Annotated in this window: 11 protein-coding genes; 7 read left to right on the top strand and 4 right to left on the bottom strand. The window is 72.0% G+C overall.

Annotated features, from left to right (window positions below; all coding sequences use genetic code 11):
• Positions 1-13 precede the first annotated feature (13 nt).
• Genes ACE1OC_RS21000 through ACE1OC_RS20990 form a run of 3 tightly spaced genes read right to left on the bottom strand, consistent with a single transcriptional unit; the run spans position 14 to position 2,836 of the window.
• Entirely contained in the window at positions 14-925 is a 912-nt protein-coding gene (locus ACE1OC_RS21000; protein WP_250738573.1) for an ABC transporter ATP-binding protein, read from the bottom strand.
• Positions 922-1,809 carry an ABC transporter permease gene (locus ACE1OC_RS20995; protein ID WP_407838291.1) on the bottom strand — a complete coding sequence of 296 codons (888 nt, stop codon included), beginning with the start codon at positions 1,807-1,809 and terminating at the stop codon, positions 922-924. The genes ACE1OC_RS21000 and ACE1OC_RS20995 overlap by 4 nt, the downstream gene beginning before the upstream one ends.
• Positions 1,799-2,836, bottom strand: coding sequence for an ABC transporter ATP-binding protein (locus tag ACE1OC_RS20990; protein WP_385368650.1), 1,038 nt, complete (start codon positions 2,834-2,836; stop codon positions 1,799-1,801). Before ACE1OC_RS20990 ends, ACE1OC_RS20995 begins: the two co-directional genes overlap by 11 nt.
• Positions 2,837-3,063: 227 nt before the next feature.
• On the opposite strand from ACE1OC_RS20990, the gene ACE1OC_RS20985 reads away from it, so the two are divergent.
• From ACE1OC_RS20985 to ACE1OC_RS20970, 4 genes are all read left to right on the top strand, one after another.
• Entirely contained in the window at positions 3,064-3,933 is an 870-nt protein-coding gene (locus ACE1OC_RS20985; protein WP_375949808.1) for a M24 family metallopeptidase, read from the top strand.
• A 5-nt stretch (positions 3,934-3,938) separates the two neighbouring features.
• Positions 3,939-5,711, top strand: coding sequence for an SDR family oxidoreductase (locus ACE1OC_RS20980; protein ID WP_407841630.1), 1,773 nt, complete (start codon positions 3,939-3,941; stop codon positions 5,709-5,711).
• Between the two features lie 68 nt (positions 5,712-5,779).
• On the top strand, positions 5,780-6,664 hold the full coding sequence (locus ACE1OC_RS20975; protein WP_407841629.1) for a metal-dependent hydrolase: 885 nt from the start codon (positions 5,780-5,782) through the stop codon (positions 6,662-6,664).
• Between the two features lie 10 nt (positions 6,665-6,674).
• The gene (locus ACE1OC_RS20970; RefSeq protein ID WP_407838290.1) at positions 6,675-7,589 is read left to right on the top strand and encodes a MerR family transcriptional regulator; all 915 of its coding nucleotides are present in this window, start codon (positions 6,675-6,677) and stop codon (positions 7,587-7,589) included.
• A gap of 105 nt (positions 7,590-7,694) precedes the next feature.
• On the opposite strand, the gene ACE1OC_RS20965 is transcribed toward ACE1OC_RS20970, so the two are convergent.
• On the bottom strand, positions 7,695-8,552 hold the full coding sequence (locus tag ACE1OC_RS20965) for an aquaporin (RefSeq protein ID WP_407838289.1): 858 nt from the start codon (positions 8,550-8,552) through the stop codon (positions 7,695-7,697).
• A 135-nt stretch (positions 8,553-8,687) separates the two neighbouring features.
• On the opposite strand from ACE1OC_RS20965, the gene ACE1OC_RS20960 reads away from it, so the two are divergent.
• From ACE1OC_RS20960 to ACE1OC_RS20950, 3 genes are all read left to right on the top strand, one after another.
• Positions 8,688-9,227 (top strand): RNA 2'-phosphotransferase, encoded by a 540-nt coding sequence (locus ACE1OC_RS20960; RefSeq protein WP_407838288.1) that lies wholly within the window; start codon positions 8,688-8,690, stop codon positions 9,225-9,227.
• A 140-nt stretch (positions 9,228-9,367) separates the two neighbouring features.
• Positions 9,368-11,236 (top strand): HSP90 family protein, encoded by a 1,869-nt coding sequence (locus ACE1OC_RS20955; protein ID WP_407838287.1) that lies wholly within the window; start codon positions 9,368-9,370, stop codon positions 11,234-11,236.
• Positions 11,233-14,271: a tetratricopeptide repeat protein gene (locus ACE1OC_RS20950; protein ID WP_407838286.1), complete on the top strand. Its 3,039-nt coding sequence runs from the start codon at positions 11,233-11,235 to the stop codon at positions 14,269-14,271. The genes ACE1OC_RS20955 and ACE1OC_RS20950 overlap by 4 nt, the downstream gene beginning before the upstream one ends.
• Positions 14,272-14,310: the final 39 nt, after the last annotated feature.

The raw sequence follows: 14,310 nt of genomic DNA, 5'->3' as shown, positions 1-14,310 counted from the left end.
GGTGCCAGCTCCTTCAGGCCGCGACGAGGTAGGAGAAGACCGACTCGAGGGACTCGTCGGAAGGCGAGACCGTCAGCAGCCGGATGCCGTGCTCGCGGGCGACCCGCGGCAGCAGCTGGGTGAAGCGCCCGAAGTCGACGGCCTGGATGCGCAGGGCGCCTTCCTTGAGGTCCACCTCGATCCCGGCGGTGGACGGGTCGGCGATCAGGGCCGCGGCGAGGGCCCGGTCGTCGGAGGAGCGGACGAGGTAGCGGTGCGGGCGGTCCGTCATCAGGCGGCGGATCTTGCGGAAGTCGCCGGAGGCTGCGTGCCGGCCGGCCACGACCACCTCGATGTGCGAGGCGAGCTGTTCGACCTCCTCCAGGATGTGCGAGGAGAACAGCACGGTGCGACCGTCGTCGCCCATCCGCCGCAGCAGCTCCATGAGCTGCATGCGCTGGCGCGGGTCCATGCCGTTGAAGGGCTCGTCGAGCAGCAGCACCGACGGGTCGTGGACCAGGGCGGAGGCCATCTTCACGCGCTGGCGCATGCCCTTGGAGTACGTGGAGATCTTGCGGTCCTGCGCGTACTCCATCTCGACCGTGGCCAGGGCCCGCTGGGCGGCCGCCTCGTCGAGACCGTGGAGTTCGGCGTTGGCGACCACGAACTCCTTGCCGGTGAGGAAGTCGTACATGGCCTCGCGCTCGGGCACGACGCCGATCTGCTTGTAGACCTGCTCGTTCTGCCAGATCGGGGTGCCGTCGAGGGTGACGGTGCCCGTGGAGGGGGCGAGGAAGCCGCCCATCATGTTGATGAGGGTGGACTTGCCGGCTCCGTTGGGGCCGAGCAGGCCGGTGACTCCGGGACCGATGCGCATGGTCACGTCGTTGACGGCGACGACGTTCCCGAACCAGCGGGAGGTGTGGTCGATGTCGATGATGCTCACAGCCCGGCCTTCCGGTAGCGGGCCATCAGGGCGGCGTAGGAGCCGGCGATGAGGCCGAGGATGACGAGCAGGTAGACGAAGCCGACGGCGCTGGAGGGGCCCTCGCTGCCGGGGAAGCCGGAGTCGGCGCCGAGGAAGGCGGTCTGCAGGCCGTCGATGAGGCTCATCGGGGAGAACAGGCCCAGCCACTCGATCCCGCCGGTCGAGCCGGTCTCGTAGGCGATGGCCTGGACGGCGGACACGGCGCCGTAGGGGATCAGGAGCACGGCGATGATGGCGGCGACGCCGAAGCCGCGGCGCGGGGTGAGCGCGGCCATGACCAGGCCGAGGCCGGAGAAGAGCAACGACAGCAGCAGTACCGACACCAGTGCCTGCCCGAATCCCTTGGTCTGGTCGGCGAAGTCGAACTTCGCCAGGAGCGAGCCGATCCACATGATCAGCAGCGGGGTGGCCGTGAGGATGAACAGGGCCGAGGCCATGGCCGCGAACTTGGCCAGGACGTAGTCGACGCGCTCGATGGGCCGCGAGAAGTAGAGCGGCACCGTCTTGAAGCGCAGGTCCCGCGAGACGGACTGCGGTGCCTGCGACGCGAGGTAGAGGTAGACGATCACCTGGGTGGTCATCGCGTACGTCGTGTACTTGATCGGCAGCGCCGTGGAGCCGGGCACGGTGATGGCGACCGCGACGAGGATCAGCGCGGGAACGCACATCACCGCGAAGAGCAGCATCGGCAGCACCTTGGACTTGGCCGAACGGCCGAGTCCGTAGGCGCCGCGCAGGGACTGCGCGAAGAGCGACTTGCGGGCGTAGGAGCGGCCGAGCCGGGGGCCGTCGTAGGACCGGTAGCCGATGTTGTGGATCTGGGTCGAGGTGTCAGGCGCCATCGGAACCGGCTCCCTTCTGCTGGGTGGCGGCCCAGGCGGCGGCCTGGGCGGACTGGGCTGCGAACTGCTCGGCACGGGCGGCCGCCGCGTCGCTGTCGCGGAAGACCTCCGCGATGTGGTGGCGGCGCTGTTCCATGCGGACCAGGCCGATGCCGAGATCGGCGACCGTGTCGCGGACGACGTCGTACGTGGCCTCGCCGGTGGCCTCGACGAGGAGGATGTGGCCGGCTCCGGGCAGGCCCTCCTCCTCGCCCGCGTGCAGCGTCAGTCCCGCCTCGGTGAGCGCCTTGCGCAGGGCGGCGGTGCCGTCCGGGTGGGCGTCGGAGTCGGTGACCTCGACCGCGAGGGTCGTGGTGGTCTGGGTGAAGTCGCTGGTGGAGCTGGAGCGCAGCAGTTTGCCGCCGTCGACGACCACGACGTGGTCGCAGGTCCGCTCCAGCTCGCCGAGCAGGTGCGAGGTGACCAGGACCGAGATGCCGAAGTCGGTGTAGACGCGGCGGATCAGGCCCAGCATCTCGTCGCGGCCGACCGGGTCGAGGCCGTTGGTGGGCTCGTCGAGGAGCACCAGCTGCGGGTCGTGGACCAGCGCCTGGGCGAGCTTGACGCGCTGCTTCATGCCCGTGGAGTAGCCGCCGATGGGGCGGTAGCGCTCCTCGTACAGCCCCACGTGGCGCAGGGTGTCCGCGGTGCGCTCACGGGCGGCGGTCGGCGGGAGGCCGGACATGCGCGCCATGTGCACGACGAACTCGGTGGCCGAGACGTCGGGGGGCAGGCAGTCGTGTTCGGGCATGTAGCCGACGCGCTCGCGGATCGCGCTGCCATGGGTGGCTACGTCGAGTCCGAGCACGGCGGCGGTGCCCTCGGTGGCGGGGGACAGTCCCAGCAGAATCTTGATCAGCGTGGACTTGCCGGCTCCGTTGGCGCCCACGAGCCCGGTAACTCCGGGGCCGATGTCCAAGGAGAGCCGGTCGAGGGCGGTCACTCGGGGGTACCGCTTGCTCAGGCTTTCGGTCGCGATGACAGTCACGTGAACGACGTTAGTGGCGCGCCGGGCCCGGATCGTCAGACCTGGAGCTCGATCCTTTCTCCGCCTTCAGGACTACGGACCCCGACATAAGGCTGACGTAGGGCTGATGCGTACCGGACAAGTTTGTCCACAGGTCCGTGCACGGGCCTTGACGTGATCTCCGGTCATTGTCACATTCATCAGTGTCAAGTTACGGGCGCGTACGGCTACATGGACGGACGGCTGGCATGGCTGGGGACACCAGGCAACGCACGAAGCGACGCACCACCGAGCTCTCCGCCGAGCTGCGCGGGTTCAAGGAAGTGCAGCGCCTCTCCTACGAGTGCGCGGAGGCCGTCGCGGCGCAGCTGCGCCCCGGCGTGACCGAGCGCGAGGCCGCGCGGATGCAGCGCGACTGGCTGCGCGAGCGCGGGGTGCGGGACTGGTTCCACATGCCGTTCGCGTGGTTCGGAGACCGGACCGCCTTCACCGGCTTCAAGATCCCCCTGCAGTTCTTCCCGACGAACCGGGCCCTGGAGCCGGGGATGCCGTTCATCCTCGACATGGCCCCGGTCTACAAGGGCCACACCGCGGACATCGGGTACTCGGGCAGCCTCGGCCTCAACCCGGTGCAGGACCGGCTCATGTCCGATCTGCAGGCGCACCGCGCGCTGATCCTCGACCAGGTCCGCGAGCGCCGCTCCCTGCGCGACATCTACGAGGAGGTGGAGCGGCTGATGATCGGCCAGGGGTACACCAACCGGCACCGGGCCTACCCCTTCGGCGTCATCGCGCACAAGATAGACCGGGTCAAGGAGCGGAGCTGGGCACCGACCGCGTTCGGTTTCGGCACCCAGGCCCTGAAGGGGCTGGCCTCCGATGCCCTGCGCGGCCACCGCGAGGGCTGGTCCCCGCTGTGGAGCCCGTACCGCTTCTCCGACCACCCGCCCCAGCCCGGCCTGTGGGCGGTGGAACCGCACCTGGGCTTCCGGGGCACCGGCGCGAAGTTCGAGGAGATCCTGGTCGTCACCGACTCCCGGGACCCCGAGGAGAGCGCGTACTGGCTGGACGACGATCTGCCGCACGTGCGGCGCTGGGCTGAGGAGAAGGCGGCATGAGCGCAATGACGGACGCGGGCCTGACGGGCGGGCGCGAGCGCTGGGTGAGCACCGGCGGGGTCGAGTTGTGCGTCGTCGAACTCGGCGACGCGCAGCGGCCGACGGTCGTCCTGGTGCACGGGTACCCGGACAGCAAGGAGGTCTGGTCGCAGGTTGCCGAGCAGCTGGCCTCCCGGTTTCACGTCGTGCTCTACGACGTACGGGGACACGGGCGCTCCACCGCCCCGCAGCCGCTGCGCGGCGGGTTCACCCTGGAGAAGCTGACCGACGACTTCCTCGCGGTCGTGGACGCGGTCAGCCCGGACCGCCCGGTGCACCTGGTCGGCCACGACTGGGGCTCCGTACAGGGCTGGGAGTTCGCGACGGTCGCCCGGACCGAGGGCCGGATCGCCTCCTTCACCTCGATGTCGGGTCCCTCCCTGGACCACTTCGGGCACTGGATAAAGAAGAGGATGGCCCGGCCCACCCCGCGGCGGGTGGCCCAGCTGCTGAACCAGGGCGCCAAGTCCTGGTACGTGTACATGCTGCACACGCCCGTGCTGCCGGAGCTCGCCTGGCGCGGACCGCTCGGCAAGCGCTGGCCGAAGATGCTGGAGCGGATCGAGCAGGTCCCGGCCGGGGACTATCCCACGGCCTCCCTGCCCTCCGACGCCGCGCACGGCGCCTGGCTCTACCGGGACAACGTCCGGCCCCGGATGCGCCGGCCGCGCGCCGACGCGTACGCCCACGTACCGGTGCAGCTGATCACCCCCACCGGGGACGCCTTCCTCTCCGAGCGGCTCTACGACGAGCTGGAGCTGTGGGCCCCGGACCTGGTGCGGCGCACCCTGCCGGCCAAGCACTGGGTGCCGCGGACCCGGCCCGACCAGCTGGCCGCGTGGATCACCGAGTTCGTCACCTCGCGGGAGGAGCCCGCCACGCGGGCGCCGGAGCAGAAGGCTCCGGGCCGGTACGCGGACCGCTTCGGCGGCCAGTTGGTCCTGGTCACCGGAGCCGCCAGCGGCATCGGCCGGGCCACGGCCTTCGCGTTCGCCGAGGCCGGCGCCCGTGTCGTGTGCGTGGACCGGGACGCCGAGGGTGCTGCCCGCACCGCCGACATGGCGCGGCTGGTCGGCTCGCCCGAGGCCTGGGGCGAGTGCGTCGACGTCAGCGACGAGCAGGCCATGGAGAAGCTCGCCGAGAAGGTCGCCTCCGAGTACGGGATCGTGGACGTCCTGGTCAACAACGCCGGCGTCGGCCTGTCGGGCCCCTTCCTGGACACGACCTCCGAGGACTGGAAGAAGGTCCTCGACGTCAACCTGTGGGGCGTCATCCACGGCTGCCGGCTCTTCGGCAAGCAGATGGCCGAGCGCGGCCAGGGCGGGCACATCGTCAACACCGCTTCCGCCGCCGCCTACCTGCCGTCCAAGACGCTGCCCGCGTACAGCACCTCCAAGGCGGCGGTGCTGATGCTCAGCGAGTGCCTGCGGGCCGAGCTGGCGTCGAAGTCGATCGGGGTGTCGGCCATCTGCCCCGGCATCGTCAACACCAACATCACCGCCACCTCCCGCTTCGCCGGAGTGGACGAGGCCGAGGAGAAGCGGCGCCAGCAGAAGTCCTCGCGCCTCTACGGGCTGCGCAACTTCCCGCCGGAGAAGGTCGCGGACGCGATCCTGCTCGCGGTCGTGAAGAACCAGGCCGTGGTCCCGGTGACCCCCGAGTCCAAGGGCGCCCTGTGGATGTCCCGGTTCGCGCCGGGGACCCTGCGGAGGCTCGCGAAACTGGAGCCCAAGCTGTGAGCGGGGCGGCGGGCGCGGGCGGGACGGTCGGGGGCGGGGCTGGCGCGGGCAGGGTTGCCCGGCACGCGATCGCACCGCGCCGGGTGGCCTTCGACTGGAAGACCACCCCGCTGCACTGGATACCGGACGAGCCCATCGCCACCCACGTCATCAACGTGCTGCACCTGCTGCTGCCGGCCGGCGAGCGGTGGTTCGTGAAGGTCTTCAAGGAGGGCCTGCCCCTGGTCACGGATCCGAAGCTGCGCAGTGACGTGAAGGGGTTCATGGGCCAGGAGGCCACGCACAGCGTGCAGCACTCCGCCGTACTGGACCACCTCGCCGAACAGCGGCTGCCCACCGAGGCGTACACGAAGTACGTGGACTTCCTCTTCGAAAAGCTGCTGGGGGAGACCCCGCCGTTCGGTGCCCCGATCACGGCGCAGGAGTGGCTGCGCTTCCGGCTCTCGCTGGTCGCCGCGATCGAGCAGTTCACGGCGGTCCTCGGGGACTGGGTGCTCGGCGCCGACGGACTGGACGCGGCGGGAGCGGACGAGATCATGCTCGACCTGCTGCGCTGGCACGGCGCCGAGGAGGTGGAGCACCGGTCCGTCGCCTTCGACATGTACCAGCACTGCGGCGGCGCGGGCCTGCCCCGCTACCTCCGGCGCATCGAGGGCATGGCCGTGGTCGCGCCCGTCCTGGCCTGGCTGTGGATCGCGGGGGCCTCGTACCTCCTGCGCAACGACCCCGAACTGCGCGGACGGACCCGCTATTCGCTGCGCGAGCACAACCGGGCCGTGGCCAAGGGCCTGCTGCCCACTTGGAGAGAGCTCGGCACGGCCATACCCCGCTACCTGCGGCGGTCGTACCATCCCTCGCAGGAGGGCTCGCTGCGCAGGGCGGTCGAGTACCTCGCGGCTTCACCTGCCGCCCGGTCAGCTGTGGGCGCGGTCGGCCGAGCCGCCATGTCGTAGGGAGCCGGGATTGTCCGATCAGGCAGTAGCCGAGTACCGGATCGAGGATCTGGCGCACCACAGCGGTGCGACCGTCCGCACGATCCGGGCGTACCAGGACCGCGGTCTGCTGCCGAAGCCGGAGCGACGAGGCCGTTCCAACGTCTACCGGGACACGCATCTGGCGCGGCTGCGCCAGATCGCCGACCTGCTGGACCGCGGCTACACCCTGGCCTCCATCAAGGAACTGCTGGAGGCCTGGGACGCGGGCCGCGGGCTCGGCGGTGTGCTCGGGCTGGTGGCCGAGGTGCACGGGCCGTGGACGGACGAGGAAGCGGCCCGGATAAGCCGGGACGAGCTGAACGAACGGTTCGGCGGCAAGCCGGACGAGGAAGCAGTCGGCGAGGCGTGCGAACTGGGCGTGCTGGAGCGGATCCCGGGGCGCCCGGACCAGTTCCTCGTACCGTCCCCGCAGGAGCTGTCCGTGGCCGCCGAACTGTACGCCGCCGGGGTCCCGCTGCCCGCGATCACCGGTCACCTGCGGGAGTTGCGCGGCCAGGTGGAGCTGATCGCCTCGCGCTTCCTGGAGTTCACCACGGAGCACGTCTTCGCCCGGTACCTGGGGGCCGTCCCCCCGACGGACTCCGACGCGGCCGAGGCGGCGACGATGGTACGGAGGTTGCGGCCCCTGGCCCAGCAGACGGTGGACGCGGAGCTGGCGCGGGCGATGCGCCTCTTCGCGACCCGGCACCTGCAGCGGCACCTCGGGGCCGTCGGGACCCCTCAGCCGTCCGGGCCGGCCCCGGTGGCGCTGCCCGCGGAGACCGTGCGGGCGGTGCAGGAGCTGGTGGGGCCCGATCATGTGGCGGAGTTCGTCCGGGCCGCCACGGAACGGGAGTTGCAGGCCCGGACGATGAACGATCTGGCCAGCCGCGGCGGCCGGTAGTGCTCGCTCAGTAGTCCACAGGCCGGATCACGCTTTTGTCGCCGAAACCGGCGCAAAGGGCTGTGGACAAGTCCGGCCGACCTGTGGGGAACCCGTCCCGGAGGGTCAGCCGACGGCCTGGTAGGCCGGTCCGGGCGTGCTGGTTTCGGCCACCGGGTTGACGGTGCCGGTGGCTCCGGCCGGGCCTGCGGTGTCGGCAGTGTCGGCCGTCGCAACGGTGCCGGCCGCGGCGGCCGGGCCGGCCGTCGCAACGGCGTCGGTCGTGTCGGCGACCACCCGGCGGGTGCTCCCGTAGAGCACGGTCGCGAGGACCAGGCCGAGGATCCCGCCGACGAGCTGGGCGGCGACGAAGCCCGGCAGCGACTGCGGGGCGATGCCGGTGAAGGAGTCGCTGAAGCTGCGCCCGATGGTGCCGGCCGGGTTCGCGAAGGACCCGGAGGAGGTGAACCAGATCGCGGCGGCGATGTAGGCGGCGACCGCGGCCGGGATCAGCTTCGGCCGGCCGATGCGGCCGAGGCCCTGGATCACCAGGACCAGTCCGGCGGTGGCCACGACCTCACCGACGAGCAGGTGCCCGCCGTCACGGACCTGGGTGGCGAAGGCTCCGGGGACGCGGCCGAACATCGCTTCCGCGAGGACGGCGCCGCCTATCGCCCCGGCGGTCTGGGCCGCCACGTAGACCAGGGCCTCCCGGCCTTCGAGCCCTTCGTCACCGGTGCGCCGGCCCCACCAGGCCGTGAGGGTGACCACCGGGTTGAGGTGGGCGCCCGAGAGCGGCCCGAAGAGCGTGATGATCAGCCCGAGACCGATGGCCGAGGCGAGCGAGTTGGCGACCAGGGCCACCCCCGTATCGGAGGTGAGCGCCGCGGCCTGGATTCCCGATCCGATGACGACCACGAGGAGGGCGGCGGTGCCGACGAGCTCGGCGGTCGCACGCCGCGACAGAGACGCACTGTTTGTCATACTTTTCTTCCCCTTGAGTGGCAGTTCAGCGGAAAATGTATTCCGTATCTTGGAAACGCGATAGGGGGAGTCCAGGTTCGGGAGAACGGCGAAAAATCGCTGCGCCGGACCCGGCCGAGCCGTCACGCTGGGCGAATGAATGACAAGCGCACCGTCAAGGTGTCCAAATACGTCTCGAAACACCTCCGGCATCAGCCGGAACGCATCGGACTGGTGCTCGACCCACACGGCTGGGTGGAGATCGACGATCTTCTGAGGGCCGCGGCCGCCCACAACTTCCCGATCAGCCGGGCCGAGCTCGACCACGTGGTCGCCGCCAACGACAAGCAGCGGTTCGCCGTCGACGGCAGCCGGATCCGCGCCAGCCAGGGCCACACCGTCCCCGTGGACCTGGACCTGCCGGAGGCCGAACCGCCCGCGTACCTGTACCACGGCACCGTCGCGGCCGCCCTGGAGGCGATCCGCGCCGAGGGACTGCGCCCGATGGCCCGCCACCACGTCCACCTCTCCCCGGACCGGGAGACCGCGACCCGCGTCGGCGCACGGCGCGGCCGGCCGATCGTCCTCGCCGTGGACGCGGGCGCGATGCGCGCCGCGGGGCACGTCTTTCGGATCAGCGCCAATGGGGTGTGGCTGGTGGACTCCGTACCGCCGCAATTCCTGCGGTTCCAATAAACCGCCGAAGCCCCGGCAGCCCCAGAATTCACGGATGGATTGTCAGATCATCCCCCTACTCTGTTCCTCACTCCGGGATCTGTGAGGGGGGTACCTCGCGGTCACCGAACAACCCGTACCAGCACGCGAGGTGACGCTCCATGATCTCCGAAGAACCTCATCCGAACACCTTCCAGGTCGACCTGCGCGGCCTCGTCGACCTGCTCTCCCACCACCTCTACTCCAGCCCCCGCGTGTACGTCCGCGAGCTCCTCCAGAACGCCGTCGACGCGGTCACCGCCCGCCACGCCCTCGATCCCGAAGCCGAGATCGGCATCCGCCTGTCGGCCGCCGGGAACCGGGTGACCATCGAGGACAGCGGCATCGGCCTGACCGCCGACGAGGCCCACTCCCTCCTCGCCACCATCGGCCGCAGCTCCAAGCGCGGGGGCCCGCACGGCCTGGAGACCACCCGTCAGGAGTTCCTCGGCCAGTTCGGCATCGGTCTGCTCGCCTGCTTCGTCGTCGCCCGCGAGATCCGCGTGGTCACCCGCTCCGCCCGCGATCCGCTGGCCGCGCCCGTCGAATGGCTGGCCACGGACGACGGCTCGTACACCGTGCGCGAACTGCCCTCCGACGCCCGCCCGGAGCCCGGCACCACCGTCGTCCTGGAGGCCCGCCCGGGCGCCGAGGAGTGGACCGTCCCGGCCAAGGTCGAGCAGCTGGCCCGCGACTACGGCTCGCTGCTGCCCTACGACATCACCTTCGACGACGGCTCCGCCGCCGGACCCCGCCCCGTCACCGACCGGCCCGCCGTCTGGGACCGGCCCTTCCCCACCCCCGCGGCCCGCCGTGTCGCGCTCGCCGGGCACTGCGCGCAGCTCTTCGGTTTCACCCCGCTCGACAGCATCGACCTCGACCTTCCCGTGGCCGGAGTGCGCGGAGTCGCGTACGTCCTGCCCGAGCCGACCAGCCCCGCCCACCGGTCCGGACACCGCGTCCACCTCAAGGGCATGCTGCTGACCGACAAGGCCGACAACCTGCTGCCCGACTGGGCGTTCTTCGTCCGCGCCGTCCTGGACACCGACACCCTGCGGCCCACCGCCTCCCGCGAGAACCTGTACGACGACGAGACGCTCGCCGCCGTGCGCGAGGCCCTCGGCGCCCGCGTCCGCGCCTGGCTCGCCGAGCTCGCCACGAGCGAACCCGAGCGGCTGGCCGCCTTCCTGAGCGTCCACCACCTCGGGGTGAAGTCGCTGGCCCGGCACGACGCCGAGCTGCTCGGCCTGATGCTGCCCTGGCTGCCGTTCGAGACCAGCGACGGTTCGATGAACCTGGAGCAGTTCGCCGCCGCGCACACCGAGATCCACTTCACCCGGACCGTGGAGGAGTTCCGCCAGATCGCCCCGATCGCGGCGGCCCACGGCCTCGGGGTCATCAACGCCGGCTACACCTACGACGCCGACCTGCTGGCCCTGCTGCCCGCCGTACGGCCGGAGCTCAAGGTCACCGAGCTGGATGCGGGAGCCGTCACCGAACGCCTCGATCCGGTGCCGACCTCCGCCGAACTGGCCCTGGCCCCCTTCCTGGCCACCGCCCGCACCCGCCTGGAACCCCAGAGCTGCGACGTCGTCCTGCGTGCCTTCCAGCCCGCCAACGTCCCCGCGCTCTACCTCGACGACCGCCAGGCCCGGCAGGAGCGCGACCGCACCGCCGCCCTGGAGACCGCCGACTCGCTGTGGAGCGGCATCCTCGGTTCGCTGCGCGGCTCCGCCCCGCGCGCCCGCCTCGTGCTCAACCACAACAACCCGCTCATCCGGCGGATCTCCGCCCTCCCCGACGAGGCACTGACCGCCACGGCCGTCGAATCGCTCTACGGCCAGGCCCTGCTGAGGTCCCAGCGGCCCCTGCGCGCAGCCGACACCACCCTGCTCAACCGGGCCTTCCTCGGGCTCCTGGAATGGGCGACCCACTCCGCCACCGGCACGGACAGCACGGACGGCACCGACACCCAGGGGGAGCAGAAGTGAGCACGATGACGGGCGAGGAGATCGAGCGCGGACTGGCCGAGAACCGCCAGGTTCCGGGCGGAGCCGCACGCAACGCCCACGCCGAGGCCCTGTCCGCAGCCGCCGAAGCGACCGGCGACCGGCCGCTGTTCCGTGCGGCACTGGACAACCTGATCAACGCCTACCTGTACAGCTCCGAGTCGCCGAAGATGCTCGTGCCCTTCGCCCGGCTGCTCCAGGAGTACGACAAGGACCCCGCAGCCTTCGACGAGTGGGACGCCCACTCGCTGTTCTGGCAGTTCAAGTGGATCGCCAGCGCCATCGGCCACTCGCCCGAGATCCCGCTGGAGTCGGCCACCGGCTGGCTGGACGAGATGGAGCGCCGCTACCGGATCGCCGGCTACAGCGAGCGCCCCGTGCGCGAGGCCGAGCTGTGGCTCGCCGACGCGACCGCCGACGACGAGCGGGCAGGACGCGCGTACGCCCGCTGGCAGGCCGCCGACCGCGACGACATGAGCGACTGCCACGCCTGCGAACTCAACAGCCAGGGCCACTACGCCATGCTGCGCGGTGACGACGCCGAGGCCCTGGAGGTCTGGCAGCCGGTGCTCTCCGGCGAGCAGACCTGCGCCGAGGAACCCCACCGGATCCTGGCCACCTCGCTGCTGCCGCTGGTGCGGCTCGGCCGGTTCGACGAGGCTCGCTCGGCCCATCTGCGCGGATACCGGCTGGCCCGTGACAAGGAGAGCCTGCTGCCCTCGGTGGGACGGCACATCGAGTTCTGCGCGCTCACCGGGAACGAGTCCCGGGGCCTGGAGATCCTGGCCGAGCACGCCGCGCACGTGGCCCCGCTCGCCAACCTCTCCGACCAGCTCGCCTTCCACGGCGGCATCCTCGTCCTGCTGCGCCGACTGACGGAGCTGGGCCACGGACAGAGCCCCGCCGTCCCCTACGAAGGCAGCCCGCGCACCGTGTCCGAGCTGTACGAGGCCCTGCGCGCCGGCTCCCTCGAGATCGCCCGGCGGTTCGACGCCCGCAACGGCTCCACCCGCGTCTCGGAGCGGTTCCTCGCACGGATCGGCGGGGCCCCGCTGACCGCGGTCCTGCCGCTGGGCGTACGAAGCTCCGCACTCGCGGCGCTCCCGCAGCCGGGCCCCGCCCCGGTGCGGAGGCCGGCGGCACCGGCCGAGGGCTTCGCGGAACTCGTGGAGCGGGCCCGGGCCGCACGCGACCTCGGGCATCCCGGCGCGGACGCCCTCTGGGAGGAGGTGGCCCTGCGCCCCGAGGCGACGGCCGGGTCCGATCCGCTGACCGCCGCCGATGTGGCGGACCACCGGGCCCTGACGGCCGCGCGGGCCGGCGCCGCGGACGCCCCGGAGCTGCTGGCCGACGTACGGGAGCGCTACCGGGAGCTGGGGATCGCGGAGCGCGCCGCCCTGGCCGAGCTGCGGCTGGCGACCGTGGCCGCGCAGTCGGGCACCGAGCCGGGGCAGCTGCGCGAACTGCTGGCCGTCGCCCTGCGCGCCGCCGAGGCGCTGGACGCGGACGAGCCGCTGCGCACCCGGCGGATCGCCCTCGCGGAACTGACCGGGATCCGGGTGGAGTCCTACCTGCGCTCGGTCGAGGCCACCGAGGACGCCGGACACGGGCACGCTGCCGGACACGGGCACGCCGCCGGGCAGGAGCACGGGCACGGCGAGCTGGCCACCGAGCTCGCCGCCTTCGCCGATGCCTACGCTGCGGACCTGCCCGACGTGGTGGCGGAGGCCGAGGAGATGCTGGGCCGGCTCGCCCTCTCGCAGGGCGACCCGGAACGTGCCGTGACGCTGCTCGCCGGATCCGCCGACCGCTCGGTGGCCGCGGGCCGGCCGTGGCTCGCCGTGGACCCGCTCGTGCTGCGGGCCGGAGTCCTGATGTCGCTGGACCTCCCGGCCGAGGCCGAGGAGTCGGCCCGAGCCGGGCTGGCGCATGCCGCCGAGGTGACCGACACCGAGGCGCAGGGCGTCGTACGGCTCACCCTCGCCGACATCCTGCTGGGGCGGGGCGATGCCGACGCGGAGGCCGCGCGGCACGCTCTGGAGGCGGCGCACTGGTTCGACCAGGCCGGGCTCACCGCCGACGGCGGAGCACAGGCCCGGCTGCTGCTCGCCCGGTGCCACGCCCGCGAGGGCCACACCGCCGAGGCGGCCGAAGTGCTGCAGTCGACGCTTCCCGACCTGCTGGAGCACGGTGCGGGCCAGGCCGTCTCCGCACGGGAGTTCCTGGGCGACCTGCTGCGCGATCTGCACGACCCCCGGGGCGCGGCCGAGCAGTACCTGCTGGCGGCGGAGCTCTCCGAGGACTGGGAGGACCCGCGTCCGCAGGCGAACTTCGCGCAGGCCGCCGCCGATCAGCTCTCCGAGGCCCGGCTGGTGCCGGAGGCGGTCGCCGCCTACGAGCGGGCCCTCGAACTGCGCAGGCGGTCGAAGGACGCGCCGGTCGCCGAGGTACGGATCCTGCGGTCCCTGGCCTGGCTGGGGCTGCGCGACGTGGTCACCGACGCGGCGGTGGCGGGGGCCCGGGCCCGGATGGGCGAGGCGGCCGAGGTCCTGACCACCACGCTGGCGGACGCCCCCGAGGACCGCGAAGCACGGGCCGAGCTGGCAGAGACCTGGAACCAGCTCGCCCAGGTCCTCGACCGCCGGGTCCGCGCCGACGAGGACGCGAAGGAAGAGGCGTACGAGGAAGGCGGTCAGGAAGGAGAGGACCGGGGTTCAGGACCCGCCGAACCGCTGGCCGCGGCGGAGCTGGAGGCCCTGCGGCTGGAGGAGATCCTCCTCTGGGAACGGGCCGCAGCCCTCCACGCGGAGCTCGGCCCGGACCATCTGCAGGCCCGGTTCCAGTGCGTGAACAACGCCGCCTGGACCGAACACGAGCTGGGCCGGCCCGAGGCCGGCGCCGCCCGGGTCTCGGCACTGGCGGCCGAGGTGCGCGCGCTGCCCGAGGGCGTGGCCCCGGAGTGGCTCCTGGAAAGCGCCGAACGCACGACGGAGCACCTGCTGCGCACCTCGGCCTGAGGCCGCACGCCGCCGTCGCTCCGGACCCCGGGGCGACGG

It is taken from the genome of Streptomyces stoeckheimensis (genome assembly GCF_045822005.1).
Taxonomy (GTDB): Bacteria; Actinomycetota; Actinomycetes; order Streptomycetales; family Streptomycetaceae; genus Streptomyces; species Streptomyces stoeckheimensis.
The sequence above is the reverse complement of the archived record's forward strand: the minus strand, read 5'-3'. Positions and strand labels throughout refer to the sequence as shown.